At 68.1% G+C, this 25038-nt stretch carries 23 protein-coding genes; 11 read left to right on the top strand and 12 right to left on the bottom strand.

Annotation, left to right across the window (positions count from 1 at the left end; genetic code table 11):
• Positions 1-22: 22 nt before the first annotated feature.
• The 3 genes from EV646_RS37730 to EV646_RS37720 all read right to left on the bottom strand — a co-directional run bounded on the left by EV646_RS37730 (position 23) and on the right by EV646_RS37720 (position 1457).
• Positions 23-457 carry a MarR family winged helix-turn-helix transcriptional regulator gene (locus EV646_RS37730; RefSeq protein ID WP_132157470.1) on the bottom strand — a complete coding sequence of 145 codons (435 nt, stop codon included), beginning with the start codon at positions 455-457 and terminating at the stop codon, positions 23-25.
• Positions 454-864, bottom strand: a complete 411-nt coding sequence (locus tag EV646_RS37725; protein WP_132157468.1) for an SRPBCC family protein — start codon at positions 862-864, stop codon at positions 454-456. Before EV646_RS37725 ends, EV646_RS37730 begins: the two co-directional genes overlap by 4 nt.
• 74 nt (positions 865-938) lie before the next feature.
• Positions 939-1457 (bottom strand): DinB family protein, encoded by a 519-nt coding sequence (locus EV646_RS37720; RefSeq protein WP_132157466.1) that lies wholly within the window; start codon positions 1455-1457, stop codon positions 939-941.
• 292 nt (positions 1458-1749) lie between these two features.
• Between EV646_RS37720 and EV646_RS37715 the strand changes: the two genes are divergently transcribed.
• Entirely contained in the window at positions 1750-2259 is a 510-nt protein-coding gene (locus EV646_RS37715) for a hypothetical protein (RefSeq protein WP_132157464.1), read from the top strand.
• 4 nt (positions 2260-2263) lie between these two features.
• Here the strand turns inward: EV646_RS37715 and paaK are convergent, their stop codons facing one another.
• From paaK to paaI, 3 genes are read right to left on the bottom strand one after another with little or no spacing between them, the layout of a single operon-like run.
• Positions 2264-3565 carry a phenylacetate--CoA ligase PaaK gene (gene paaK / locus EV646_RS37710; protein WP_132157462.1) on the bottom strand — a complete coding sequence of 434 codons (1302 nt, stop codon included), beginning with the start codon at positions 3563-3565 and terminating at the stop codon, positions 2264-2266.
• Positions 3566-3579: 14 nt separating this feature from the next.
• The gene (gene pcaF / locus EV646_RS37705) at positions 3580-4788 is read right to left on the bottom strand and encodes a 3-oxoadipyl-CoA thiolase (RefSeq protein WP_132157460.1); all 1209 of its coding nucleotides are present in this window, start codon (positions 4786-4788) and stop codon (positions 3580-3582) included.
• The gene (paaI, locus tag EV646_RS37700; RefSeq protein ID WP_241996590.1) at positions 4785-5207 is read right to left on the bottom strand and encodes a hydroxyphenylacetyl-CoA thioesterase PaaI; all 423 of its coding nucleotides are present in this window, start codon (positions 5205-5207) and stop codon (positions 4785-4787) included. Before paaI ends, pcaF begins: the two co-directional genes overlap by 4 nt.
• A gap of 106 nt (positions 5208-5313) precedes the next feature.
• Here paaI and paaN point away from each other — a divergent pair, with 106 nt between their 5' ends.
• The 10 genes from paaN to EV646_RS37650 all read left to right on the top strand — a co-directional run bounded on the left by paaN (position 5314) and on the right by EV646_RS37650 (position 18394).
• Positions 5314-6981: a phenylacetic acid degradation protein PaaN gene (gene paaN, locus EV646_RS37695; RefSeq protein ID WP_132157456.1), complete on the top strand. Its 1668-nt coding sequence runs from the start codon at positions 5314-5316 to the stop codon at positions 6979-6981.
• Entirely contained in the window at positions 6974-8350 is a 1377-nt protein-coding gene (locus EV646_RS37690) for a serine hydrolase (RefSeq protein ID WP_132157454.1), read from the top strand. The genes paaN and EV646_RS37690 overlap by 8 nt, the downstream gene beginning before the upstream one ends.
• Before the next feature lie 39 nt (positions 8351-8389).
• Positions 8390-9880, top strand: coding sequence for a serine hydrolase (locus EV646_RS37685; RefSeq protein WP_132157452.1), 1491 nt, complete (start codon positions 8390-8392; stop codon positions 9878-9880).
• Positions 9881-9893: 13 nt separating this feature from the next.
• Entirely contained in the window at positions 9894-10412 is a 519-nt protein-coding gene (locus EV646_RS37680) for a flavin reductase family protein (protein WP_132157450.1), read from the top strand.
• A gap of 21 nt (positions 10413-10433) precedes the next feature.
• On the top strand, positions 10434-11465 hold the full coding sequence (locus EV646_RS37675; RefSeq protein WP_132157448.1) for a zinc-dependent alcohol dehydrogenase family protein: 1032 nt from the start codon (positions 10434-10436) through the stop codon (positions 11463-11465).
• Between the two features lie 196 nt (positions 11466-11661).
• Positions 11662-12942: an ABC transporter substrate-binding protein gene (locus tag EV646_RS37670; RefSeq protein ID WP_132157446.1), complete on the top strand. Its 1281-nt coding sequence runs from the start codon at positions 11662-11664 to the stop codon at positions 12940-12942.
• Positions 12943-12985: 43 nt separating this feature from the next.
• Positions 12986-13885, top strand: coding sequence for a carbohydrate ABC transporter permease (locus EV646_RS37665; protein ID WP_132157444.1), 900 nt, complete (start codon positions 12986-12988; stop codon positions 13883-13885).
• Complete coding sequence (locus tag EV646_RS37660; RefSeq protein ID WP_132157442.1) at positions 13882-14787, top strand: carbohydrate ABC transporter permease; 906 nt, start codon at positions 13882-13884, stop codon at positions 14785-14787. The genes EV646_RS37665 and EV646_RS37660 overlap by 4 nt, the downstream gene beginning before the upstream one ends.
• Before the next feature lie 132 nt (positions 14788-14919).
• Entirely contained in the window at positions 14920-16554 is a 1635-nt protein-coding gene (locus EV646_RS37655) for a hypothetical protein (RefSeq protein WP_241996589.1), read from the top strand.
• A 49-nt stretch (positions 16555-16603) separates the two neighbouring features.
• Positions 16604-18394: an NHL domain-containing thioredoxin family protein gene (locus EV646_RS37650; RefSeq protein ID WP_338419313.1), complete on the top strand. Its 1791-nt coding sequence runs from the start codon at positions 16604-16606 to the stop codon at positions 18392-18394.
• On the opposite strand, the gene EV646_RS37645 is transcribed toward EV646_RS37650, so the two are convergent.
• From EV646_RS37645 to EV646_RS37620, 6 genes are all read right to left on the bottom strand, one after another.
• A complete protein-coding gene (locus EV646_RS37645; RefSeq protein WP_132157438.1) occupies positions 18384-18638 on the bottom strand; it encodes a DUF6458 family protein in 255 nt (84 codons plus the stop codon). The genes EV646_RS37650 and EV646_RS37645 overlap by 11 nt on opposite strands.
• A gap of 207 nt (positions 18639-18845) precedes the next feature.
• The gene (locus EV646_RS37640; RefSeq protein WP_132157436.1) at positions 18846-19616 is read right to left on the bottom strand and encodes a DUF4097 family beta strand repeat-containing protein; all 771 of its coding nucleotides are present in this window, start codon (positions 19614-19616) and stop codon (positions 18846-18848) included.
• Between the two features lie 121 nt (positions 19617-19737).
• Positions 19738-20988, bottom strand: a complete 1251-nt coding sequence (locus EV646_RS37635) for a hypothetical protein (protein WP_132157434.1) — start codon at positions 20986-20988, stop codon at positions 19738-19740.
• Positions 20985-21587: a hypothetical protein gene (locus EV646_RS37630; protein ID WP_241996588.1), complete on the bottom strand. Its 603-nt coding sequence runs from the start codon at positions 21585-21587 to the stop codon at positions 20985-20987. The genes EV646_RS37635 and EV646_RS37630 overlap by 4 nt, the downstream gene beginning before the upstream one ends.
• 38 nt (positions 21588-21625) lie before the next feature.
• Positions 21626-22852, bottom strand: a complete 1227-nt coding sequence (locus tag EV646_RS37625; RefSeq protein ID WP_132157430.1) for a hypothetical protein — start codon at positions 22850-22852, stop codon at positions 21626-21628.
• 248 nt (positions 22853-23100) lie between these two features.
• Positions 23101-24960 carry an acyl-CoA dehydrogenase gene (locus EV646_RS37620; RefSeq protein WP_132157428.1) on the bottom strand — a complete coding sequence of 620 codons (1860 nt, stop codon included), beginning with the start codon at positions 24958-24960 and terminating at the stop codon, positions 23101-23103.
• Positions 24961-25038 lie beyond the last annotated feature (78 nt).

Here is a 25038-nt window from a genome sequence, read left to right as displayed (position 1 = left end):
CCTTGGCAGCGCTGTCTGCGGGTTAGTCGATCAAGCGGGTGAGGGTCCTGGTCAGAGTTGTGCTGTTGACGGGCGTGAAGAACTCCGCGTCGACGGATTCGACCTCGGCGACGGCGCGGCGCGCGAGTGCGCGGCCGGCGTGGGTCGGGTGGACGGTCTTGGCGCGGGTGTCGGTGGTGGACGGGCGACGTTCCAGCAGGCCCTTGTTTTCCAGGGTTTTCAGGACCTGCGACGTCATCTTGATATCGGTACCGGCCTGGCCGGCGAGCTCGACCTGGGTCGGTGTCTTGCCCTCTTCGGCCAGCCACCACGCGCAGGCGAGTAGCACGAACTGGACGTGGGTGAGGTCGAGCGGGGCCAGCGCGGCGGTGACGGCTCGCTGCCAGCGCAGCGTCACATGCCAGAGCAGGAAGCCGGGGCTCTCGGCCGGACCGCCCGCGAAACGGGTGCCGGTCATGCGTTGTCGGCGTACGCGATCAGAGCTTCCATCGCTTCGGGGAAGTCCGCCGTGATCATCGGGCCGAGCTCCGCGCCCGTTTCGTCGTCGCTGATCTCGAGCCGGTGCACGATCCGGGTCAGACCACCAGGCAGCGAGCTGAGGGTGTGGCTGAACCGCAGCACGGTGCCTCCGAACACCGTCTCGTCGGCGTACGTCGTCCCCTCGTCGATCGCCACGATCGTCGACCGGATCGGGTCCTGCCCGATCGGCGTCATCGACACCGTGCTGCCGACCGCGAACGGACCGTCCAGCTTGATCTCGGCCATCGACGTGTCCCACGCCGTCCAGCTGTCGATGTCCGCCAGCGCCGCCCAGATCTTCTGCCGCGGTACGGCGGTCTCCGCGGCGTGCTCGTGAACCCACATGATGTGCCTCCCCGGGATCGGATAGTCTTCGCAGAGATTATCTCCGCGAAGACTATCCGGTCAATGAGGGCGGATCAGTCCAGCTGCTCGTACCCGGTCGCGCCGTCGAGCAGTTCCCGGATGATGTCGAGATGCCCGAGGTGCCGCGCGGTCTCCTCGATCATGTGACAGAGGATGTACCGCAGCGACGCCGAATCTCCGCTGTCGCGGATGCTTTTGGCGCGCTCCACGTCGTCGAGCGCGAACCCGGCGACGATCTCGTTGGAGCGGGCGCACTCGGCGTCGTACTCGTCCAGCAGCTTGGCGAGCGGCACGCCGTCCACGAACATCTCGGCGTCCGGATGGCCGCCCTCGGTCCAGGGCGTCTCGCCGTGATCCGGTGTGCCGAGCAGATTCTGGCTGAACCACGAGTACTCGACCCAGCGCAGATGGGCGACCAGCCCGGCCACCGTCATCAGTGGCGAGGTCGGCAGAACCTTGCGGTGGGCATCGGTCTCGCCGAGCCCGTCGCACTTGATCCGCACCAGCGAACGCAGGTGGTCAAGCCACCCGACCAGCTGGGTGCGCTCGTCTCCGGTGAGCGGCGGTCTCATACGCCACCGCCCAGGTTTCGATGAGTCATTCAAAAGCTCCTTGGTGATGGAGCCACCTCTAGCCGCGAGGGTCGCGGACGGGTGGCACGACAGTCTGACTCGACAACGCGCTCACCTCCTCTCCGCAGCCGGGGTGTCGATCCCTCCAGCAGTCGCACCGTACACCGCGACCTTGCGCACCCACCAATCACTTTTCCCGCTACGAAATGGTCGGTGGGTGCACAAGGTGAGACCCGGGGCATGGCATGCTCGGACGGCACGACAGCGCCCGCACCGCGCGAAGAGGTGAGACGTGGATCCTCGGTTCGACCTGCCGGTGTACACGCGCGCCGAGGTGGCACTCCATCTCGGACTGCCCGCGACCACGCTGGGCGACTGGCTGCGTTCGAGGGCGCTCGAGGCGCGCCAGGGTGGGCGTGGTGAGCCGACGATCACGTTCGCCGGGCTGGTCGACACCCACATGCTCCGGCAACTCCGGCGGACCGGTCTCTCGCTGCAGGCGATCGGCGAGGCGGCGGTCGCGCTGCGATCCCGGGCCGGCCGGCGGTATCCGCTCGCCTGGTCCGGCCTCGCGCACGACGGCCGCGACCTGCTGATCGAGATCGCCGCCGAAGGTCGCGAGCAGGGGTGGGAGCGCATCCGCGACAGCCAAGGCGGCTTCCCCGGCGTCCTCCGCCGCGGCTCACAAGACCCCGGCGGACCAGCAACGAGCACCACCCACCGCGCTCCGAACCACCCAGATGTCCAAGGTCCCGAGAAGGTGTTCGCACCCTCAACCCCGCTGCAGCTACCGATGCCGTAGGCAACTACAGGTTGCGGTTGTCCTTGATGCGTTTGGCTTTGCCTAGGGAGCGTTCTAGGGCGTGGGGGGCTAGTACTTCGACGGTGGCGGTGACGCCGATGCGGTCTTTGATGCGGCGGGTGAGGGCTGCGGCGGCGGTGGGGTGGTCGGTGAGGTCGGGGGTGGCTTCGACCTGGACGGTGAGTTCGTCCAGGCGGCCGGGGCGGGTGAGGACGCAGAGGTAGTGCGGGGTGAGGCCGTCGACCAGGAGGATCTGTTCCTCGATCTGGCTGGGGAAGACGTTGACGCCGCGGACGATCATCATGTCGTCGGTGCGGCCGGTGATCTTCTCCATCCGGCGCATCCCGGGTCGCGCGGTGCCGGGGAGCAGCCGGGTCAGGTCGCGGGTGCGATACCGCAGGACCGGGAACGCCTCTTTGGTCAGAGTGGTGAAGACCAGTTCGCCCACTGAACCGTCCGGCAGCACCTCACCGGTGACCGGGTCGATGATCTCCGGGTAGAAGTGGTCCTCCCAGATGTGCAACCCGTCCTTGGTCTCGACGCACTCCTGCGCGACCCCGGGACCCATCACCTCCGAGAGCCCATAGATGTCGACCGCATGCATCCCCGTCCGGCTCTCCACTTCGGCCCGCATCTGTTCGGTCCACGGCTCCGCGCCGAAGATCCCGATTTGCAACGACGTGTCGCGCGGATCCAGCCCGCGCTCCTCCATCTCGTCCAAAATCGCCAGGAAGTACGACGGCGTGACCATGATGATCCGGGCGCCGAAGTCGCGGATCAGGTCGACCTGCCGCTCCGTCATCCCGCCCGACACCGGTACGACGGTGCACCCCAGCCGCTCGGCGCCGTAATGCGCACCGAGCCCGCCGGTGAACAATCCGTAGCCGTAGGCAACATGACACACATCGCCCGCACGTCCACCAGCCGCACGGATCGATCGAGCCATCAGATCCGCCCAGGTGTCGAGGTCCTGCCGGGTGTACCCCACCACCGTCGGCCGGCCCGTCGTACCCGAGGAGGCATGCACCCGCACGACCTCGGACCGCGGTACGGCGAACATCCCGAACGGATAGTTGTCCCGCAACTCCTTCTTCGAGGTGAACGGCAACCGGCTCAGTTCCTCCAGCGACTTCAGCTCGCCGGGCGCGAAGCCGACCGCCTCCAGCGCGGCCCGATAGTGCGGGACGTTCTCGTACGCCGAATTGATCGTTGACTGCAGCAACGACAACTGCCGGGACCGGAGCTCGTCGACGGACAACCGCTCACCGTCGTCGCGCAGCTCCTCGGGACATGGTTCGCCAAGCATAAAAGCCCTCCCGATCAGGCGCGGGCGAGCAGGGTCGCGATGCCCTGGCCGACGCCGATGCACATCGTCGCCAACGCGAACCCGGCGTCGCGGTGCCGAAGCTCGAGGGCGGCGGTCAGGGCGAGACGGGCGCCGGACATCCCGAGCGGGTGACCGAGGGCGATCGCGCCGCCGTTAGGGTTCACGTGCTCGGCGTCGTCCGGCAGGCCGAGCTCACGCAGTACGGCGAGCGACTGCGACGCGAACGCCTCGTTCAGCTCGATCACGCCGATGTCGGACAACGCGACCCCGGTGCGATCCAGCAACTTGAAGGTCGCCGGCGCCGGGCCGATGCCCATGATCCGCGGCGGCACTCCGGCGGCCGCCGTACCGACGATCCGGGCGAGCGGCTGGACGCCGAGATGCCTGACCGCCTCGCCGCTCATGACCAGCAGGGCCGCCGCGCGGTCGTTGACTCCGGACGCGTTCCCGGCGGTCACGGTGCCAGGAGTCCGGAATGGAGTCTTCAGCCCGGCCAATGCCTCGAGTGAGGTTTCCCGGGGATGCTCATCAACCTCGACCACCGTCACAGCGCCGCGCTTCCCGGGGACCTTCACCGGCACGATCTCCTCCGCGAGCCGGCCGTTCGCCTGAGCCTTGGCCGCGCGCTGCTGACTCCGCAGCGCGAACTGGTCCTGATCCTCGCGGGAGATGCCGTAGTCGGCGGCAACGTTCTCCGCGGTCTCCGGCATCGAGTCGATCCCGTATTGCTGCTGCAGCACCGGGTTCACGAACCGCCACCCGATCGTGGTGTCGAAGATCTCCGCCGATCGCGCGTACGCCGTCGTTGCCTTGGGCATCACAAAGGGTGCCCGTGACATCGACTCCACCCCGCCGGCCACGACGATCTCGTTGTCCCCGGCAATGATCGACCGGGCCGCCGAGGCAACCGCGTCCAGGCCGGACCCACACAACCGGTTGATCGTCGATCCCGGCACAGAGGTGGGCAGGCCGGCCAGCAGAGCCGCCATCCGGGCCAGGTTCCGGTTGTCCTCACCGGCCTGGTTGGCGCAGCCGAGGATCACGTCGTCGACCAGCCGTGGGTCGAGCGACGGGTGCCGGGCGAGCAGCGAGGAGATGACGTGCGCCGCCAGGTCGTCCGGCCGCACCGCGGCGAGCGAACCGCCGTACCGCCCGATCGGCGTACGCACGCCGTCCACCAGGAAGGCCTCACGGGTTGTCATGTCGCGTCCTCCGAAGAAGGGATGATCGTGCCGGACAGTTGGCGGGCGCGGCCGCGGAACTCGGCGATGACGTCCTCGTCGCGGCGTACGGTCACGTCGTAGATCGCGTTCCGCCCGTACGACGTCCGCTCGGTGGCCTCGGCGACGAGCAGGTCGCCGCGCCGGGCCGGGGCAACGAAGACGATGTCGCAGGCCTGCGCGACGGTCACCTGGTTGCGCGAGTTGCACGCGAAGGCGAACGCGGAGTCGGCGAGACAGAACACGAATCCGCCATGCGCGATACCGTGCCCGTTCACCATGTCTTCGCGAACCGGCATCTCGATCCGGGCGGTGCCTTCACCGACGTCGACCAGCCGCATCCCCAGGCCTGCGCTGGCGGTGTCCTCCGCCCACATCGCCGCCGCTACGCGGCCCGCCAAGTCGTTCAAGGATTTGCCCAATCGAGAAGAAGGCTTGTGACACCCTACCCCCGCATCCGCCAACGACTGTAACATCACAGACGCAGACCCCGAGCTTGGAGGACCCATGACCGACTGGCTGGCGACCCACCGCGAGCGCCTCGACGACGCACTCAAGGCGATCCGCGGCCGCGGCTACCACTCGGCTTTCCCGGAGTCGCCGAGCCCGCGGGTGTACGGCGAGACGGCGGCAGCCGACGGCAAGACCGCCTTCGAGGCCCACCTCGGTACTACGTACCCGGTCGAGACGCCGGGGTCACGCGGAACCGTCATCACCGAACATTCGCCGTACGGCATCAAGCTGGACGTCGCCTACGCACGGACCGTCGAGGACGGGCTGGACGAGCTGCTCAGCGCCGCTCAGAGCGGTATCGCCGACTGGCGCAAGGCCGGGATCGACGCCCGGACCGGGGTCACGCTGGAGATCCTCGACCGGCTGCACAAGCGGGTCTTCGAGCTGGCCAACGCGGTCCAGCACACCAGCGGTCAAGCGTTTGTGATGGCCTTCCAGGCCGGTGGCGCGCACGCGCTGGACCGGGCGCTCGAGGCGGTCGCGTACGCCTACGAGGAGATGAATCGCTACCCGGCCGAGGCGACCTGGGAGAAGCCGGCCAAGGGTGAACCGATCCGGATGGAGAAGACCTTCACCGTGTCCGGGCGCGGGGTCGCGCTGGTGATCGGCTGCAACACCTTCCCGACCTGGAACTCCTGGCCCGGCCTGTTCGCCTCGCTCGTCACCGGCAACGCCGTGGTGGTGAAGCCGCACCCGCTCGCCGTACTGCCGCTCGCGATCACGGTCGACGTGTGCCGCGAGGTGCTCACCGAGGCCGGCTTCGACCCGAACCTGGTGACCCTGGCCGTCGAGCGCGCCGGTGATGGCCTGGCGAAGCCGCTGGCGACCCGGCCCGAGGTGAAGCTGATCGACTACACCGGCAGCAGCGAGTTCGGCGAGTGGCTCGAGCAGAACGCGACCCAGGCGACGGTCTTCACCGAGAAGGCTGGCGTCAACGCGGTGATCATCGACTCCACCGACTCCTTCAAGGCATTGACCGGGAACCTGGCCTTCACTCTGTCGCTGTACTCGGGCCAGATGTGCACGACCACCCAGAACATCTTCGTCCCGGCCGGCGGTATCGAGACCGACGAGGGTCACAAGTCCTTCGACGAGGTCGGCGCCGGTATCGCGACCGCGATGAGCAAGCTGCTCGGCGACGACGCCCGCGCGGTCGAGATCCTCGGCGGCATCGTCAACCAGGCGGTGATCAGCCGCCTCGAGCTCGCTCCCGAGTACGGCGACGTGGTCCTGGAATCACGGGCGATCCAGCACCCGGCCTTCCCGGACGCGCTGGTCCGGACGCCGCTGCTGGTCGCGATCGACGCCAAGGACGAGGAGGTGTACGGGCGGGAGTGCTTCGGCCCGGTGTCGTTCCTCGTCCGGACTGCGGACACCGGCGAGTCGATCGACCTGTTCCGCAAGACCGTCGCCGAGGGCGGCGCGATGACGTCCGGCGTCTACTCGACCGACCCGAAGGTGCTCGACCAGGCCCGGGATGCGGCCCTCGATGTCGGCGTCGCACTGTCGGAGAACCTGACCGGCCAGGTGTTCGTGAATCAATCGGCTGCTTTCAGCGATTTCCACGGTACTGGCGCCAATCCGGCCGCCAACGCGACATACACCGACGGCGCTTACGTTGCGAGTCGCTTCCGCGTCATTCAATCTAGGCGTCATGTCTGATCATGAGTCACTGCAAGAAGTACTGACCTACTACGGCAGCTGGCTCGCGTTCAAACAGCGCCATCTGCGGGTCCCGGGCGTCCAGGCGGCGGTGTTCGCCGAGGGGGCGATCGCGTTCTCGGCGGCGTACGGGTCGGCTGACGTCGAGAACGCCGTACCGCTGACCGAGGACCATCTGTTCCGGATCGCGTCGCACTCGAAGACGTTCACCGCGACCGCCGTACTGCAACTGGCCGAGCGCGGCCGGCTGCGGCTGGACGACAAGGCGTCGATGCATGTCACCGAGCTGGCCGGCACGCCGCTGGGCGAGCGCACCCTGCGGGACCTGCTCAGCCACGCCGGCGGCGTCACCCGGGACAGTACGGACGCGGACTTCTGGCAGCTCGCGCAGCCCTTCCCGGATCGCGACCAGTTGCTCGACGTGCTGCGCGCACCGGGGTCCGTCGTACTCGCGGAGAACGAGCGCTTCAAGTACACCAACATCGGCTACGGGCTGCTCGGTCTGGTGATCGAAGCCTCGACCGGTACGTCGTACAACGACCATGTCCGCACCGAGATCGTCGAGAAGCTCGGACTGTCGCATCTCGGGCCTGAGCTGGACCCGTCGCGGAGTGCGGAGTACGCCGCGGGCTACAGCGCGCTCTCGTACGCCGACGAACGGGTGCCGATCGATCACGTCGACACCCGGGCACTGGCGTCGGCGACCGGGTTCTACGGGAACGCGCGGGACCTGGTCACCTACTTCTCCGCGCACCTGCCCGGCGACGAGCGGCTGCTGACCGACGCGTCGAAGCGGCAGATGCAGCATCCGCTCTGGAAGACCGGCAAGGACGACTGGCCGAAGTACGGGCTCGGCCTGCAGATCGCGCAGGTGGGCGACCGGGAGGTGTTTGGGCACGGCGGCGGTTACCCCGGGCACATCACCCGCTCGCTGGTCGACGGCAAGGCCGGGATCGCGGTGTCGGTGCTGACGAACTCGATCGACGGGCCCGCGCAGCAACTGAACGAAGGCGTCTTCAGGCTCCTCGACCTGGCGAACTCGCAGGAGCGCCCGGAGCACACCGCCGACCTGAGCCGCTTCACCGGCCGCTACGCCAACCTCTGGGGTGTCTCCGACATCGTCCAGCTGGCTGGTCGGCTGTACGGCGTCGACCCGACCGGGCCGAACCCCGCGGAGGAACCAACCCAGCTCGAGGTCGACGGTGACACGCTCCGGGTCGTCGAGGGATCCGGGTACGGCGCGTACGGCGAGCGCTACCAGTTCACCTTCGACGCCGACGGCCAGGTCGAGTCCGTCCGCAGTGCCGGCGGCCTCCTCGCCCACCCCATCGACCGCTTCACCCTCCCGGACCGAGTGACCGTCAGCTGACTTTTGCCGGTGGCCTCTGCGTCAGTCAATCTAGGCGGCATGTCCGACGCGGAATCACTGCACGAAGTCCTCGAGTACTACAGCAGCTGGCTGGAGTTCAACCGGGACTTCCTGCGAGTCCCGGGCATCCAGGTCGCCGTGTACGCCGAAGGGGCGATCGCGTTCTCGGCGGCGTATGGGTCGGCCGACGTGGAGAACGACGTACCGCTGACAGAGCAGCACCTGTTCCAGCTCGCGTCGCACTCGAAGACGTTCACCGCGACCGCCGTGATGCAGTTGGTCGAGCAGGGTCGGCTGCGGCTTGACGACGAGGTCGGGCAGCATGTCACGGAGATCGCCGGTACGCCGGTGGGTAAGCGGACCCTGCGGGACGTGCTGGCGCACGCCGGCGGTGTCACGCGGGACGGCCCGGACGGCGATTTCTGGCAACTGACCAGGCCCTTCCCGGATCGCGACAGCCTGCTCGAGGTACTGCGGCAGGACGCGTCGGCGGTGATGCCGGAGAACGAGCAGTTCAAGTACTCCAACATCGCCTACGGAGCAGTCGGTCTGGTCATCGAGAGCGCGACGGGCACGTCGTACCACGACCATGTCCGGACGGCGATCGTCGAGAAGCTCGGTCTCTCGAACCTCGCGCCGGAACTGGACCCAGGCCGGAGAGCGGACTACGTGACCGGCTACACCGGGCTGTGGTACGCGCCCCGGCGGGTGCCGATCGACCTGGCCGATACCGGGGCGCTCGCGTCCGCGGCCGGCTTCTGCGGGAACGCCCGTGACCTCGTCACGTACTTCTCCGCGCATCTGCCGGGGGACGAGCGGCTGCTCACGGACAAGTCGAAACGCGAGATGCGGCATCCGCTCTGGCAGCTCGGTCAGGACGAGTGGCCGAGGTACGGAATCGGCATGCAGGTGGACAAGGTCGGCGAGCGGCAGTTGCTCGGGCACGGCGGCGGCTACCCCGGGCACGTGACCAGCACGTGGGCCGACGCCGATGCCGGGATCGTGGTCGCGGTGCTGACCAACGCGAGCGACGGACCGTCGCACCAACTGGCCGGAGGCTTCTACAAACTCCGCGACCTGGCTCAGTCGAAGGAGCGGCCGGAGCCGACTGCTGAGCTGAGCCGCTTCACTGGGCGGTACGCGAACCTCTGGGGTGTCCGCGACATCGTCCAACTCGGCGGACGGCTGTACGGAATCGTCCCGACGAGCGCCGATCCGTCGGCCGGCATCACCCGGCTCGAGCCCGACGGCGACACGCTGAAGGTCGTCGAAGGACCCGGCCTCGGCGCGTACGGCGAGTATCACCGGTTCACCTTCGACGCCGATGGCAAGGTCGAGAGCTACCGGGACGCGGGCGGACTGCTGACCCTCCCGTTCGACCGATTCACGCTTCCGGAGCGAGTGACGGCGCCCGCGCGGTCGGCGCAGTCCGCGCCCGCCCGATCGGCAACCGCCGGCGCGCGGCCCGACCACCTGCGGCGCTCCACAGGTTCCGGTCGTGGTGGATCCCGGGGCAGGTCGCCGCGGTAGGTACCGTGCAGGTATGACGATCCACGGTGATCATCCGTTCTTGCCGCCTGAGTCGGAGCGGAGTCCCGTGCGGCGGTTGCGGGGACGGTTGCCGTCGCCGGTCGGGTTGTGGACGACGTCGTACGACGGGAAGCGGGCCGGGCTGACGGTGTCGTCGATGCTGGTGGCCGACGGGGAACCCGGCTACGTGATCGGGTTGATCGACCCGGACTCGGACCTCTGGGAAACGTTGCGGCAGGCAAGGACCGCGGTGGTGTCACTCCTCGGCGGTCCGCACCAGCAACTCGCCGACGCCTTCGGCTACGTGGCGCCCGCGCCCGGCGGCCCGTTCAAGATGATCGACTGGACCGACACTGCGTGGGGCCCGGCCCCGGCAACCGTCAGCACCTGGGCCGGCTGCCGGCTCACCGCGGACAACCCACCTGAAGTCGGCTGGGCGCTGCAGGTCCAACTCGAAATCGAACACGTCGAACTCACCGCCGACGAGATTCCGCCGCTGGTCCACCGCCGCGGCCGGTACACGACTCTGTAACGGGTGTTTAAGGTGGGGGGCATGCGAGCCACCACGATTCATGGGCCGTACGACGTTCGGCTGAGCGAGGTTCCGGATCCGAAGATCGACGGGCCGACGGATGCGGTGGTCAGAGTTGTTGCCTCGTGCATCTGTGGTTCCGATCTCTGGCCGTACCGGGGCGAGAACAAGATCACGCCGGGCAGCCGGATCGGGCACGAGTTCGTGGGCATCGTCGAGGCGGTCGGCGCCGACGTTCGTACGGTGAAGCCGGGCGACTTCGTGATCTGCCCGTTCGTGGTGAGCGACGGGACCTGCCCGCACTGCCTGGCCGGCTACCAGTCCGCCTGCCAGAACCTGGTCGGCCTCGGCAGCAGCCGGGCCGACGGCGGCCAAGGTGAGTACGTGAAGCTCCCGTACGCCGATGGCACGCTCGTCGCCACACCGGAGCTGCCGGACGATTCGCTCGTACCGTCGCTGCTGACGCTGTCCGACGTGATGGGCACCGGGTGGCACGCTGCGCGCGCGGCCCGGGTGAAGCAGGGCGACACGGTCGTCGTGGTCGGCGACGGAGCTGTCGGCCTGTGCGGCGTACTCGCGGCCTCGCGGATGGGCGCCGCGCGGGTCGTGGCGATGTCGCGGCATGAGCCCCGGCAAAAGCTTGCGCTGGAATTCGGTGCCACGGACATCATTTCCGAGCGTGGCGATGCCGGGCGGGACGCCGTACTGGAACTGACCGGTGGGGTGGGTGCGGACGCCGTACTGGAGTGTGTGGGGACCGGGCAGGCGATGACGACCGCGTTCGACGTCGCCCGGGCCGGAGCGACGGTCGGCTTCGTCGGGGTGCCGCACGGGGTCGACGTACCGATCCGGACCATGTTCTCGCGCAACGTCGCGCTGGCCGGTGGAATGGCCCCGACCCGGGCGTACATTCCGGAGCTGATGGCCGACGTACTCGCGGGAGAGATCAACCCCGGCCTGGTCTTCGACAGCCAACTGCCGCTGGCGGAAGTGGCCGAAGGCTACAAAGCCATGCACGAGCGCCGCGCCATCAAGGTGCTGCTCAGGCCGTAACGCGCAACCCGGCTGCGCGAGGTGCCCGATCGGGTGCCCGATGTGCGCGCTCTCACACCAGCCGTGAGCCGGTGGTCACGTCTGCGCATCCCTCCTGCGCGGATCGTTGACACTCGCCCGGCGACGTGCCCAGAGTTGGGCCGTCAAGGGGGCATCGTTGTCACAGGCGGCTCCACGATTTGATCGGAGAGTGAACATGCGTGGTGGTCTGAGCAAGACCCTCGCGGTGCTGGGTGCGGCGGGTCTTCTCGCGGTCAGCGCCTGCGGGAACAGTGACGACAATGGCGGCAGTGGGGACTCGGCCGCGAGCAAGGACGTCACCGTCTTCACCTGGTGGGCAGATGGTGGTGAAAAGGCCGGTCTGGACGGTCTGGTGTCGGTGTTCAACACCGAGTGCAAGGACTACAAGTTCGTCAACGCGGCCGTCGCCGGTGGCGCCGGCTCGAACGCGAAGCAGGTGCTGGCGAACGATCTTGCCTCGAAGAACCCCCCGTCGACCTTCCAGGCGCACGCCGGCGCCGAGTTGCGCGACTACATCAACGCCGGCCAGGTCGACGACGTCAGCGGGCTGTACAAGGAGTTCGGCCTGGACAAGGCCTTCCCGCAGAACCTGATCGACAACCTGACCGTCGAGGGCAAGATCTACTCGATCCCGGCCAACGTCCACCGGGCCAACGTGGTCTGGGCCAACCCGACCGTGCTCAAGAAGGCGAACATCGACGCCGCGAAGGCGCCGGCAACCGTGGACGCGTGGATCGCGGACATGGACAAGCTCAAGGCCGCCGGGGTGAAGGCACCGCTGGCGATCTCCAAGGGCTTCGCCCAGGAGATGCTGGTCGAGGCCGTGCTGCTGGCCGAGCTCGGGGCGGACAAGTTCACCGGACTGTGGAACGGCAAGACCGACTGGGCCGGCGCCGACGTCACCGCGGCGTTGGAGAAGTACAAGAAGATGCTGTCGTACACCAACGCCGACCGCGAGGCGATCGACTGGCCGGACGCGCTGGGGTACGTGAACAAGGGCCAGGCCGGTTACACGCTGATGGGTGACTGGGTCGCCGCGCAGCAGTTGGCGGACAAGGTGCCGGAGTCGTCGTACACCTACTGGCCGTCCCCTGGTACGGCGGGCAACTTCCAGTTCCTGGCCGACTCGTTCACGCTGCCGACCGGCGGGAAGGACCCCGAGGGTGCGAAGTGCTGGCTGAAGGTCACCGGCTCGGCCGAGGGCCAGAAGGCGTTCAACACCAAGAAGGGCTCGATCCCGGCCCGCTCGGACGCGAACCCGGCCGACTACCCGAAGTACCAGCAGTCGGCGATGGCGGACTGGAAGAAGGACAAGATCGTGCCGTCCTGCGCGCACGGTGCGGCCTGCTCGGTCGGTCAGAACAACGACATCCTGTCCGCGATCAGCCAGTTCAGCGGTAGCCAGGACGTCGCGAAGCTGCAGTCCGCGCTCGGCACCGCGATGAAGACGAGCTGATGCGCATCGAGTTGAGGGCCGGCCTCGAGTCGGAGGTTTGAGCATGCACGGAAGAATTCGCACCTGGGGCCCGGGCGCACTGGTGTTGCTGCCGACCGTGCTCCTGCTCGGGTACTTCGTCTATGGGCTGATCGCCTGGTCGTTCAACACCTCGCTGACGAACCGGCACACGGCCCGCTCGGGCCCGGCCGACTACGTCGGGTTCGAGAACTACGGGCATCTGTTCAGTGAAGACCGGTTCCTCAACTCGCTGAAGAACCTCGGCGTGCTCACGGTGGCGTTCATCGTGGGCACGCTGATCTTCGGCTTGATCTGGGCACTGCTGCTGGAGAAGGGCGTGCCCGGGGAGTCGATCTTCCGGTCCGTGTTCCTGTTTCCGATGGCGATCTCGATGATCGCCTCCGGTGTGGTCTGGGGCTGGTTGCTGAATCCGTCCACCGGCGACGACGCGCGCGGCCTGAACCGGCTGTTCGCGATCCTGCACCTGAACTTCCTGGAGAATCCGTGGTGGACCGCGGGCAGCCGGTGGACGACGATGATGTCCATCGCGTTACCGGCGGTCTGGCAGATGTCCGGGTACATCATGGCGCTGTTCCTGGCCGGCTTCCGCGGCATCCCGCCGGAGCTGCGGGAGGCGGCCCGGGTGGACGGCGCGTCGGAGTTCAAGCTCTATCGGCACGTCCTGTTCCCGCAGCTGTCGCCGATCGCCTTGTCGGCCCTGATCATCCTCGGCCACATCTCGCTGAAGCTGTTCGACCTGATCTACGCGATCACCGGGCCGAACCAGTTCCGCACCGAGGTGCCGGCCATCCTGATGTGGAACACCCTGTTGCGCAGTGATCAGGCCAAGGCGGCCGCGATAGCGATCGTGATGCTCGCGGTCGTCGCCGTACTGGTCATCCCGTACCTCGCGCTGACCGTCCGGCAGGAGGAGAAGCGATGACCGCCGTCGAGGCACCGGCCGCGACCGGCAAGGCCGCTGCGGCGATCAGCCAGAAGCAGCCGCGCAGCAGGCTCAGCGAAGGGACGACCCGGCGGAGCCGGACCATCCGGTACATCCTGCTGCTGCTCTTCCTGCTGTTCGTGCTCACGCCGGTATATGTCGTCCTGATCACCAGCTTCAAGACCTCCAGCGACACCACCGCCGCCGCGCAGTGGTCGTTGCCGCAGACCTGGACGCTGGAGCCGTGGCGCAAGGCCTGGGACGTGCTGCAGCCGTACATGATCCGCTCGCTGTCGCTGGCGATCCCGGCCGCGATCATCTCCTCGATGATCGGGTCCGTGAACGGGTTCGTGCTGGCCCGCTGGCGGTTCCCGGGCGCGAACCTCGTCTTCGCGTTCATCCTGTTCGGGATGTTCATCCCCTACCAAGCGGTGATGCTGCCGCTGCGGACGACGTTCCAGGAGCTCGACGTCACCCGGGGCGTGCCGACGCTGATCGTCGCGCACTGCATCTACGGCATCCCGATTTGCACGCTGATCTTCCGCAACTACTACGCCACCATTGTGCCGGAGGAGATCATCGAGTCGGCCAGGGTGGACGGAGCCGGGCTGGTCCAGACCTACGCCCGGATCATCCTGCCGATCTCGATCTCCGGGTTCGTGGTGACGCTGATCTGGCAGTTCACCTCGGTCTGGAACGATTTCCTGTTCGCGCTGTTCCTGACCCAGCAGAACAACGGCCCGGTGACCCTGGGCCTGGCCGCGCTGTCCGGCGGTCAGAAGGTCGACTACGCGGCCAGCATGGCCGGCGCGCTGATCACCTCGTTCCCGACCCTGATCGTCTACATCCTGCTGGGCCGCTGGTTCATCGGCGGTCTGATGGCCGGAGCACTGAAGGGCTGATGTTTGCCGACTGCGGCCCGTGCCTTGATTGCACGGGCCGCGGTCAATTGGTGACGGCGTGTCTCATAACTTGTCCACAGGACGCGCGCAGGGCCCTGCGGGGGAGTGCGGCCGGACGGTAATCTCGCCAAGGTGACCAAGTCACCACGAGGGCGGGACGGACGACGCAGCCATCTCCGGCTGGTCGATTCGACCCCAGCACCGAACCACGGACCCACGGCGGGTGTCGATGTCGACACCACGCCGAGTGGCGCTGTGCTGGAAACCTTGCAGGAAACGCTGGCCATGGACCTGGCCGCCGCGCCCCGGGCGCTGTACCCGGTGATCGCGGAGGCCTCGGTCGCGCGGTCGGCCGCGATGCTCGCGGACCAGCTCTGGCCGGCCGGGCGCCCGGACGAGATCGGTGAGGTGGAGCGGTTCTTCTGGGCCGACGCCGCCCGCGTGCTCGGCGAGCGCCGCGACCCGGAATCCTTTGTCCTGCTGACCAGTCTGGCCCGTACGGTCGGCCCGGCCGGGCGGCTGCCGTTGCAGCGCGCTCATCTGTCCCGGCTGCGAACCGAGGCCGACGTGCCGGAGTGGGTGACCCGGATCGCCGGATTCCGCCTCACCAGCGCCATCGTGTCGGAGGACATCACCGGCGACGGGCTGAGCGTCGTACTGGATTACGACGACGAGCAGCATCCGCACACGGTGGTCGTCTTCATCGACAACAACCTCGGCGCGATCGTCAAGGACGTGTTCGTCGGACCGCCGGTGGACCGGGTGCTCGAGGCGTACCAGCGCGGTGGGCGGGTGACGATCCGGACGGTCCGGCCGCCGACCGCGGCGGGCATCATCCTGCAGGCGCTCGGCGAGACCAACGACTACGACGATCCGCCGGTGACCGAGGACTTCGAGTTCTTCTCCGCGCTGCTGGTGAACCGGCTGACGCAGCTGCCGGAACGCCCGATCCGGCCGCCGATCCGGCCGTTGCTGTCGCCGAAGCAGCGCGAGCAACTGGTCGACGAGTTCCTCGAGTCGACCTACGCCGTTGGCCTGTCCGACGACGCGGCGGACATCGTGCGGCTGTGGATCGACCATGCCGTCGACCACACTGTCGGTGGTCCGCTCCGGGTGAGCGCCGTACTGGTGGAGCTGTTCCTGGCACACTGGTTGCCGCGCAAGGTGCTTGCTGACAGCACCTATTTCGCGGCGGTGCCGGTGGTGGTGAAGTCGTGGCTGGAGTTCGCGGGGGAGCGGACGCAGCTCGCCCTCGACGCGATCGACGAGGCGGTCGACGCCGTGGATGTGTGGACGCCGGCGCTGGAAGCGTCCGCGATGATCGACCCGATCGGCTCGCGACCCGGCGAACGCGTCTTCCTCGACGAGACCAGCAACGACCTCGAAGATGCCTACCGAGCTCTCTCCGGGTTGGGTTCACCGCCACAACCCGACCTGCACGGCCTGGACAAGTCCCAAGCCGCCACGCTGTCGGTGCTGGCTCCGCACGCCTGGCTGATGGCCGGCGAAACCCTGGGCAACGCGTACGCTCCCGACGCCTTCGACATCGCCGAACGCCTGGTCCGCGACGCTCCCGACCTGCTCGCCAAGGCCCGCCTCTCCACCTGGCCCCGAGCCATCGTCTGGCTCCTGGCCCACCGCCACCGCCTGGTAGGCCCCGGCGAACCCCTGACTCCCTACGCCCTGGCCACCGACCTCTCCTCTTCCCCCGCCACCCTCCGCAAAACCGCCAAACTCCTCACCGACACCCTGATCCTTCCCCGCTGAATCCCAGCTGCTGATCCCTGCCGCTTGCCGGGTTGAGTGGCGGCGGAGAATGGGCGGTATGCATGTGCGTGCGCCGGAGCTCAGGGGTCGTGGGTGGTTGAACACAGGTGGGCAGGAGTTGAAGCTCGCCGACTTCCGGGGACGCTTTTTGCTTTTGGATTTTTGGGCCTTCTGCTGCATCAACTGTCTGCATGTGCTGGATGAGTTGCGGCCGTTGGAGGAGAAGTACGGCGATGCGCTGGTGATCGTGGGGGTGCATTCGCCGAAGTTCGCGCATGAGGGGGAGGAAGCGGCGGTGCGGGCTGCCGTGGAGCGGTATGAGGTCGGCCATCCGGTGCTGGACGACCCGGAGCTGGTGACATGGCAGAACTACACCGCCCGGGCCTGGCCGACGCTGGTGCTCGTGGACCCGAACGGGTACATCGTCGCGCAGTACTCGGGCGAGGGCCACGCGCACGCGCTCGACGCGCAACTGGCCGAGCTGATCGCCGAGCACGAGAAAGCCGGCACCCTGACGCGTGGCAAGTCGCCGTACGTCGCTCCGGAGCCAGAGCCGACAGATCTCCGGTTCCCCGCCAAGGTGGTTGCCACCGACAACGGCTTCCTGGTGGCCGACGCGGGCAACCACAGCATCGTCGAGCTCGCCGAGGACGCGACGACGGTCGTACGACGGTTCGGCACCGGCCTGCGCGGCCTCGCCGACGGACCCGCGGACCAGGCGAGCTTCTCCGAGCCGAACGGCCTCACCCTCCTACCGGCTGCGGTCGCGAGCAAGCTCGGGTACGACGTCGTCGTCGCCGACACGGTCAACCACGCGCTGCGCGGGATCAACCTGACGACCGGCCTGGTGACGACCTTGGTTGGCATCGGCAAGCAATGGATGGACGGCGACAGCACGGACGTACTGAGCTCGCCGTGGGATGTGGCGTGGTGGCAGGACAAGGTGTGGATCGCGATGGCCGGCGTACACCAGTTGTGGACGTACGATCCCTTCAGCCAGGTCACGGAAGTTGCCGCAGGCACCACCAACGAAGGCTTGAAGGATGGGCCACTGCAAGAGGCCTGGTTCGCGCAGACGAGCGGTCTCGCGGTCGACGGCGATCGTCTCTGGCTGGCCGACTCGGAGATCTCGGCGCTGCGCTGGATCGACACCGAGGTGCACACCGCCGTCGGCACCGGCCTGTTCGACTTCGGCTTGCGCGACGGCAAGGCCGGCGAGGCGCTGCTGCAGCATCCGCTCGGCGTGACCGTCCTGCCCGATGGTTCGATCGCGATCGCCGACACCTACAACGGCGCCGTACGGCGGTATGACCCGCGCACCGAGGTGGTCGACACGATGGCGACCGGCCTGGCCGAGCCCAGCGGAGCCGTTGTCGTGGGCAACGAGCTGCTGGTGGTCGAGTCGGCGGCGCATCGGCTGACCCGGATCCCGCTGGGCGCTTCGGCGACGGCGGACGAGTTCAGCACCCGGACGCAGCGGCCGCCGATGGACATCGCGGGCGGCGAGGTCACGCTGGAGGTGGTGTTCACGCCGCCGCCGGGGCAGAAGCTGGACGATCGCTACGGCCCGTCGACGCGGTTGCTCGTGTCGTCGACCCCGGAGAGCCTGCTGCGGGAAGGCGACGGCGACTCGACCGATCTGACCCGCCGGCTGGTGATCGACGAACGAGTCGGCGACGGCGTGCTGCACGTCGCCGTACAGGCGGCTTCCTGTGACGACTCAGCAGAAGTGGAGTTCCCGGCCTGTCACATGCACAGGCAGGACTGGGGCGTGCCGGTCCGCGTCACGCCTGACGGCGCCGCCCGCCTCGAGCTGGTGCTATCGGGAGCTACTCGATGACGTCGCGGTTGTGATGGTGCTCCTCGACGACGCGGTACTCCTCCTCGACGGCGGGGTCGATCGCGTCGGTCTCCACCCGGCGGCGCCGGTTGGTGATGTAGAAGGACAGCACGATCCCGGCCAGACCGGCGAGCATCAGGATGTAGCCGACGACAGTCAGGTTGACGGCGTCCCACGAGTCTTGGACGGCGAAGGCGAGAATCCCGCCCACGACCATCAGAAAGATCCCCACACCGATGCTCATGCGCGTCCTCGCTTCGCTCCGGGCGCGCATGAGACACGAGATGCGCTGCCCTTGATGATGAGCTCGCTCCGCTCGCTCATGTCGAGCCTCCTCGTGAAGTTCGTCTTACACCCTCGACGCTACTCCGCTCACGCGGCGTAATCCATCAATCCGCATGTCTGGTACACCACCCGGACGCCTTCTCGGTACCCCACGGCAAACCTCGTACTAGTTGGATACAAGCTCGATGTCGCCGCTGGTTGTCTTCGCCTCGATGGTGTGGCTGCCGCTGGGGTCGTCGCCGAGGCCGTTCTCGACTTCGCCGCTGCGGGTCTCGGTGTTGACGTTGTAGCTCCCGGCCGGCGCCTGCACGTCGATGTCGCTGCTGGTGCCCTTCGCTCGTACGTCGTTCGCCTCGGCCAACCCGAGCTCGATGTCGCCTGAGGTGGTCTCGGCGTTCACCGCACCGCCCCGGAGCCCCCGGGCTTCGATGTCACCGGAGGTCCCTTTGACGTCGAGCTTGCCGTTGAGCCCGTTGACGGAGACGTCGCCGGACGTGAGGTTCAGTTTCACATCGCCCTCGACGGCATGCAGTTCCCACTGGCCGGACGTCGATTCCGCGTCGACTCCGCTGACGCCCGTTATCGTGACGTCGCCGCTGCTGTTGTGGCCGGTGACCTTAGTTCCGCGCGGGACGGTGACGACGAGGTCGGCGCTGCACTGCCAGCCGCAGTCGCCGTCGAGCTTCAGTACGCCGTCGTCGACCGAATAGGTGTCGCCGTGCTTCCACAGCCAGTACTTGCGCTTCTCCTGCACGGTCGTCTTGTCGTCGTCGGACACCTTGATGGTGATGTCGGCACTCTTGGCGGCGAGCTCGACCGTGGTGATGTGGTCGTTGATCTGGTGGCTGTCGTCGGAGTCCCGATCCCCGAAGGACCAGAACGCCAGCCCTGCCGCCGCCACCAGGAGCACCGCCCCGAGTTGCTTGCTCTCCGCCATCGTCCGCCTCTTCTCGTACCCCGCCCACGTTGTCTGCTCGACCGTAGGCCGTGGGGCGGTGGTGCCGAATCCGGCAGATCCCCCGAGGCTCCCCTGAGCGCATCCTCAGGGATGCCTGAGGTCAGCGGTGGAGCTCGCCCTGGGAGATGGCCGAGGCGAGATCCTCGCCGGTCGTGCCGTAGAAGGTCCGGGCCCAGAGCGTGTCGTCGTACCAGTACGGCCCGTCGTCCCCCGGCAGCGACGCCGGCGCCTTGCCCCGCTTCAACGCCCGCTGGCAATCGGCGCACAACGGCAACGTCAGCGTCGTCCCATCGGCCTCGACGGGCCTGGGTTTCCCGGACGACCGGCCGTGCAACGGGTTGAACGCACACAGCTCCGGTACGACGTCCGCCGTACGACGAGCCACGATCGCCCGGGCGACGTCGTACTCGCGCCGTGCCTTGTCCAGCAGCACCATCGCACCGACCAGGTCGACCAGATCGGTCGAGGTATCGAGCACCTTGCCCGCCGCGGCGTGGTCGTCGAGAGCGGTCTGCTGATGGCGCAGGCCGGGGCCCTCGGTGGTGGGCAGTGCGGCCAGTTGGGAGCCGAGAGTGGTGAGCTCGTCGGTCGTCTCGCGGATCAGGCGCCGGCGCCGCTCGGCCGCGACAGTCGCCGCGACATGCGGCGGAATCCGGAACGCCTTCTCCCGCCGCGGCATCCCCCAGCCGCTGCCGCGCCGGCGCAGACCGATGACCAGGCCCAGCCCGATCAGTACGACGAGCCCAGCGCCGATCGACAACACAACGGTCCGTCCGGTCGAGTCACTATCCTCAGCCTCCGGGGCGGAGCTCGAGTCGGGGCCGGTGCTAGCGGTCGGGGTGGGCTGCGGCGTGCCCGGAGCAGCGAGCAGCTCGTACATCCGCGCCAGCACCTCGGTCGGACCCGCGTCGTACCCGGTGTCGTCGAGCGCGCGTTCCCGAGCCGCCCGGAGCTTGTCCTCGCTCAGCTGCGGCAGATTGTGCGCGTCGTACCAGGGGAACGAGCTGCCCCCGTCGACCACGACGTACAGCCCGGGTTTGCGCATGGCGTCTATCACCAAGGTGAGGACGTTGCTCTCCTCGCCTTGGAACTCGTCGCTGGGCGTGAGCGGCAGCACGATCGAGTAGACCGGGTAGCCGAGGGCCTTGGCCTTGGTACGGACGTCGGCCCGCAGCTTCTCCGGCAACGCCGACTTGTACGCCGGATCGACGTACAGCGGGTCCTTGGCCAGAGCGGCAGCGATCTCCTGAGCACGCTCGGCGGGGGTCCGCGTGGTGCCGGCCCGCGCCGGCACCGCTGTCAGTGCGATCAGCAAAGCCACCAGGAGGGTCAGGCAATACCGGGCTCTCACGCTTGTCCTCCACGTCGTCGGGCGGCGAGCGCCGCCACTCCCAGCACAATGCCCGCGAGCAGCGCACCGCCCAGCAGGCCGAGCACGCCGGCACCGGCACCGCTGCTGATCGCCTTCCCCACGGTGAACCGATCCTCCGGGTACGACGACGCCGGTATCGGCGGATCTGGTTCGGTCCGAGCCGGCTTGGCGTCGTACTGGTCGCTCACCTTCAGCTCGCCGAGGTAGTCCGCGAGCTGGCCGCTCATCGCCTGATCAGGGTCGCCCAGGCTGCTGTCGGGTGCGTACGCCGCGACCTCGTGCGCGACGCCGTACGTCTCGTCGCCGTCCATCACGACGTACACACCCGGCTTTCCGTTCGAGGCGGCGAGCCAGCCGACGAGCAAGGTCGTGTCGCCCTTCTCCTGGAACCACTGGCCGGTCGGTACGACGGCCACGTAGACAGGCACCGGGGCCGCCTCGATCACCCGGAGCAGCTGGTTGCCATCCGCAACGGCTGCGAAGTCCGGATCGACGTACAGCGGCCGCGTCGGCCAGGCTTTCGTCGCGGCGGTGATGCGCGGATCCACCGGGATCGCCGCCGCCGCTGGAACGGTCACAGTGAGAAACGTTGCTACGAGCAACAGGAAGAGCCGCCTCACCGGACCTCGTCCTTCCGGCCGGCGATGCGGTCGGGCAGCTCGTCGGAGAGAGCCCCGAAGCCGGTCGCGACCATCGGGTTGTCGTCCGGATCCAAGGTCCAGTAGGGGACCTGTTCGCGATTGAGTCCGAGCACACCGGACTTGGTCCACACCTGCAGGCCGGATGGCGTGCGGCCGCTGCGGACGAGCTGCGCACACCGCCGGCAGGCAGGCACCTCGACGTCGTCCGACCAGTCGACCTGGATCGTCCCCGGTCCATGAGCTGGATCGAAGAAGCACGGTGGCTGGACGGGCCCGCCGCCGGCGACCCGAGCGGCCTGCCGGGCCAGGACGAGAGCGCCGGTGAGCGCGAGCAGATCCTCGGGCTGATCGGCGCGGAGGGTGCGGGCGGCGTCGAGGCGACGGTAGGCGTCGTCACGCTGGTCGAGCTGTCGCGCCGACTTGCCGCTCCGCGTGTCCAGCTTGGCGAGCGCCTGCTCGGCTCGCTCGATCCACTCGTCCGCCTCGCTGTGCCGCGCCCACTCGTCGACGGGTGGTTCGTCGTCGGGTTCGCTCTTCGCCCGTCGCGACCGCCGGCGCAGGCCCCGTGCCAGAGTCAGCGCGAACCCGGCGAGCGCGCCGATCCCCAGGCCGATGTAGGCGGACAGATCCTCCCGATCCGTCACGGACATCCCGTGCTCGCTGGAGTCCGGCTCCAGGTCTCCGGCCGGGATCGCGGGCAGCGGTCGGCCGTCGTACGCCGTCGCGGCCTGCTGGATCGTGCGCACGACCTGCGGGACGGGCTGGTCGTCGACAATGTCGAGGTCCTGCTTGTCGTCGAGCTGAACGCTGGTGAGGGTCCGTCCCTTCAGCCCGGCCGGACGGAACAGCTCGGCTTGGCCGGACCAGTACGCGTCCGAGACCACCTGGACGACGTACAGCCCGGGCCGTCCGACCCGGGCATGCAGCAGCGTGGGCAGCTCGGAGATGTTCTCCCGCGTGTACGGCGTCTGTGGCACGAGCGCGACGTACACGGGGAAATCGACGCCGCGGGCCGCGGTGCGGATCCGGTCCAGCTCGCCGGGAGAGCGCAGTCGCGCGTCGACGTAGATCTTGTCGCTCTGCCACGCGGCCGCGATCCGGTCCGGCAACTCCGGAGTCGCCGCCCGCGCGGGGAGGGCGGGGAGGAACGCCAGTACGGCGAACCCAGCGGCGAGCACGGTGGCGACGAGACGGGCGGGCATCGGGCTCAGCCTACGAAATGGCACGGCCCTGGCTCGGACAGGGGAAGCCAAGCCAGGGTCGCGGGTGATGCCACGGGCAGAAACGTTCCTACATTCAGTTGGTCGCTACCAGGCCAAATCGCGGGGCAACCCGGGGCAGATCCATCTGCCCCGGCCTTTCCGGAACAAACTCTGCGACTGGCGCACCTTATGTTCCGGAAAGCGCCTCCGGCTCGGCCCGCGCAAGCGGCCGAGCCGGAGGAGACAGCTCAGAAGGCGGACTCGGGGAGGTCCATCACGTCGAGGTCGGTGAGCTCGGCCTTGACCCGCTCGGCGCGGACCGACGGCATCGTCGTCCGGACGAACCACTGGGCCGCGGCGACCTTGCCGGTGTAGAAGTCCTGCTCGGACGCGGAGAGCTCGCCCCCGAGCTTGTTCAGGGCGACCTCGGCCTGTCGCAGCATCAGCCAGGAGCAGACCACGTCGCCGAGGACGTAGAGCAGCCGCGAGGTGTTCAGGCCGACCTTGTAGATGTTGCGCGGGTCGCCGTTCTCCGCCTGCGGGTTGCTCGCCATCAGCGCCTGGCCCATCACCCCGAGGATCTTCTGGGTGTCCTCCAGGCCCTTCGCCAGCAGCGCCCGCTCCTCCTTCAGCCGGCCGTTGCCGGCCTCGGAGGCGACGAAGCCCTGGATCTGCTCGGCCAGGTGGCCCAGCGCCTTGCCCTGGTCCTTGATGATCTTGCGGAAGAACAGGTCCTGGCCCTGGATCGCCGTGGTGCCTTCGTAGAGCGTGTCGATCTTGGCGTCCCGGACGTACTGCTCGATCGGGTAGTCCTGCAGGAAGCCGGAGCCGCCGAAGGTCTGCAGCGACTCGGTCCCGAGCAGGGTCCACGACTTCTCCGAGCCGTAGCCCTTGACCAGCGGGAGCAGCAGGTCGTTCACACCCTCGGCCACCACGTCGTGCTCACCGGCGTACCGGGCCTGCTCCGCGCGGTCCTGGTACGTCGCCGTGAACAACACCAGCGCCCGAAGGGCTTCGGCGTACGCCTTCTGCGTCAGCAGCGAGCGCCGCACGTCGGGGTGGTGGGTGATGGTGACTCGCGGCGCGTCCTTGGCCGGCTGGGTCAGGTCCGCGCCCTGTACCCGCTCCTTGGCGTACTCGAGCGCGTTCAGGTAGCCGGTCGACAGGGTCGCGATCGCCTTGGTTCCGACCATCATCCGCGCGTACTCGATCACCTGGAACATCTGCGCGATGCCGTCGTGCACCTCGCCGAGCAGCCAGCCCTTGGCCGGCACGCCGTCGCCGAAGGTGATCTCGCACGTGGTGGAGACCTTGATGCCCATCTTCTTCTCGACGTTCGTGACGAAGGCGCCGTTGCGCTCACCCGTCAGCTCACCGGTCTCGAGGTCGAAGTGGTGCTTCGGTACCACGAACAGGCTCAGGCCTTTGGTACCGGGACCGCCGACGCCCTCGATGCCCTGCGGCCGGGCCAGGACCAGGTGGACGATGTTCTCGGTCAGGTCGTGCTCGCCCGAGGTGATGAACCGCTTGACGCCCTCGATGTTCCAGCTGCCGTCTTCCTGCAGCGTGGCCTTGGTGCGCCCGGCGCCCACGTCGGAACCGGCGTCCGGCTCGGTCAGCACCATGGTGGCGCCCCAGCCGCGCTCGATGATGTGGTGCGCGATCTTCTTGTCCCGCTCTACGCCGTTGCGCCAGAGCACGTGCGCGAAGTTGGGGCCGGCGGCGTACATGTGCACCGGCGGGTTGGCGCCTAGCACCAGCTCGGCGGCGGCCCAGCGCAGCGACGGCGGAGTCGGCTGGCCACCCAGCTCCGGCGGCAGCTCCAGCTTGAACCACTCGGCGTCCATGTAGGCGTGGTAGCTCTTCTTGAACGCCTCGGGCATCCGGACCTCGTGCGCGTCCGCGTCGAAGACCGGCGGGTTCCGGTCCGCCTCGGTGAAGGACTCGGCCAGCTCGTGCTTGGCCAGCCGGTCGACCTCGGCCAGCACCTCACGGGCGGTGTCGACGTCCATCTCGGCGTACGGGCCCTGCCCGAGCACCTCGTCACGGCCCAGAACTTCGAGCAGGTTGAACTCGATGTCCCGCAGATTCGACTTGTAGTGGCTCACAGGGCTTCCCCTACCTCTTCGCACGGCATTACTCACGAGTAACTTCAGTATATACCGGCCGGTAACGAAGGCAAAGTG

The organism is Kribbella antiqua (assembly GCF_004345665.1).
GTDB lineage: Bacteria > Actinomycetota > Actinomycetes > Propionibacteriales > Kribbellaceae > Kribbella > Kribbella antiqua.
This window is presented reverse-complemented; position numbering and strand designations above follow the sequence as displayed.

Bases quoted from the DNA above. Each gene is read 5' to 3' on its own strand.
- EV646_RS37730 (WP_132157470.1), bottom strand. From the start codon at position 457: ATGACCGGCACCCGTTTCGCGGGCGGTCCGGCCGAGAGCCCCGGCTTC.
- EV646_RS37725 (WP_132157468.1), bottom strand. From the start codon at position 864: ATGTGGGTTCACGAGCACGCCGCGGAGACCGCCGTACCGCGGCAGAAG.
- EV646_RS37720 (WP_132157466.1), bottom strand. From the start codon at position 1,457: ATGAGACCGCCGCTCACCGGAGACGAGCGCACCCAGCTGGTCGGGTGG.
- paaK (WP_132157462.1), bottom strand. From the start codon at position 3,565: ATGCTTGGCGAACCATGTCCCGAGGAGCTGCGCGACGACGGTGAGCGG.
- pcaF (WP_132157460.1), bottom strand. From the start codon at position 4,788: ATGACAACCCGTGAGGCCTTCCTGGTGGACGGCGTGCGTACGCCGATC.
- paaN (WP_132157456.1), top strand. From the start codon at position 5,314: ATGACCGACTGGCTGGCGACCCACCGCGAGCGCCTCGACGACGCACTC.
- EV646_RS37690 (WP_132157454.1), top strand. From the start codon at position 6,974: ATGTCTGATCATGAGTCACTGCAAGAAGTACTGACCTACTACGGCAGC.
- EV646_RS37685 (WP_132157452.1), top strand. From the start codon at position 8,390: ATGTCCGACGCGGAATCACTGCACGAAGTCCTCGAGTACTACAGCAGC.
- EV646_RS37680 (WP_132157450.1), top strand. From the start codon at position 9,894: ATGACGATCCACGGTGATCATCCGTTCTTGCCGCCTGAGTCGGAGCGG.
- EV646_RS37675 (WP_132157448.1), top strand. From the start codon at position 10,434: ATGCGAGCCACCACGATTCATGGGCCGTACGACGTTCGGCTGAGCGAG.
- EV646_RS37670 (WP_132157446.1), top strand. From the start codon at position 11,662: ATGCGTGGTGGTCTGAGCAAGACCCTCGCGGTGCTGGGTGCGGCGGGT.
- EV646_RS37665 (WP_132157444.1), top strand. From the start codon at position 12,986: ATGCACGGAAGAATTCGCACCTGGGGCCCGGGCGCACTGGTGTTGCTG.
- EV646_RS37660 (WP_132157442.1), top strand. From the start codon at position 13,882: ATGACCGCCGTCGAGGCACCGGCCGCGACCGGCAAGGCCGCTGCGGCG.
- EV646_RS37650 (WP_338419313.1), top strand. From the start codon at position 16,604: ATGGGCGGTATGCATGTGCGTGCGCCGGAGCTCAGGGGTCGTGGGTGG.
- EV646_RS37645 (WP_132157438.1), bottom strand. From the start codon at position 18,638: ATGAGCATCGGTGTGGGGATCTTTCTGATGGTCGTGGGCGGGATTCTC.
- EV646_RS37640 (WP_132157436.1), bottom strand. From the start codon at position 19,616: ATGGCGGAGAGCAAGCAACTCGGGGCGGTGCTCCTGGTGGCGGCGGCA.
- EV646_RS37625 (WP_132157430.1), bottom strand. From the start codon at position 22,852: ATGCCCGCCCGTCTCGTCGCCACCGTGCTCGCCGCTGGGTTCGCCGTA.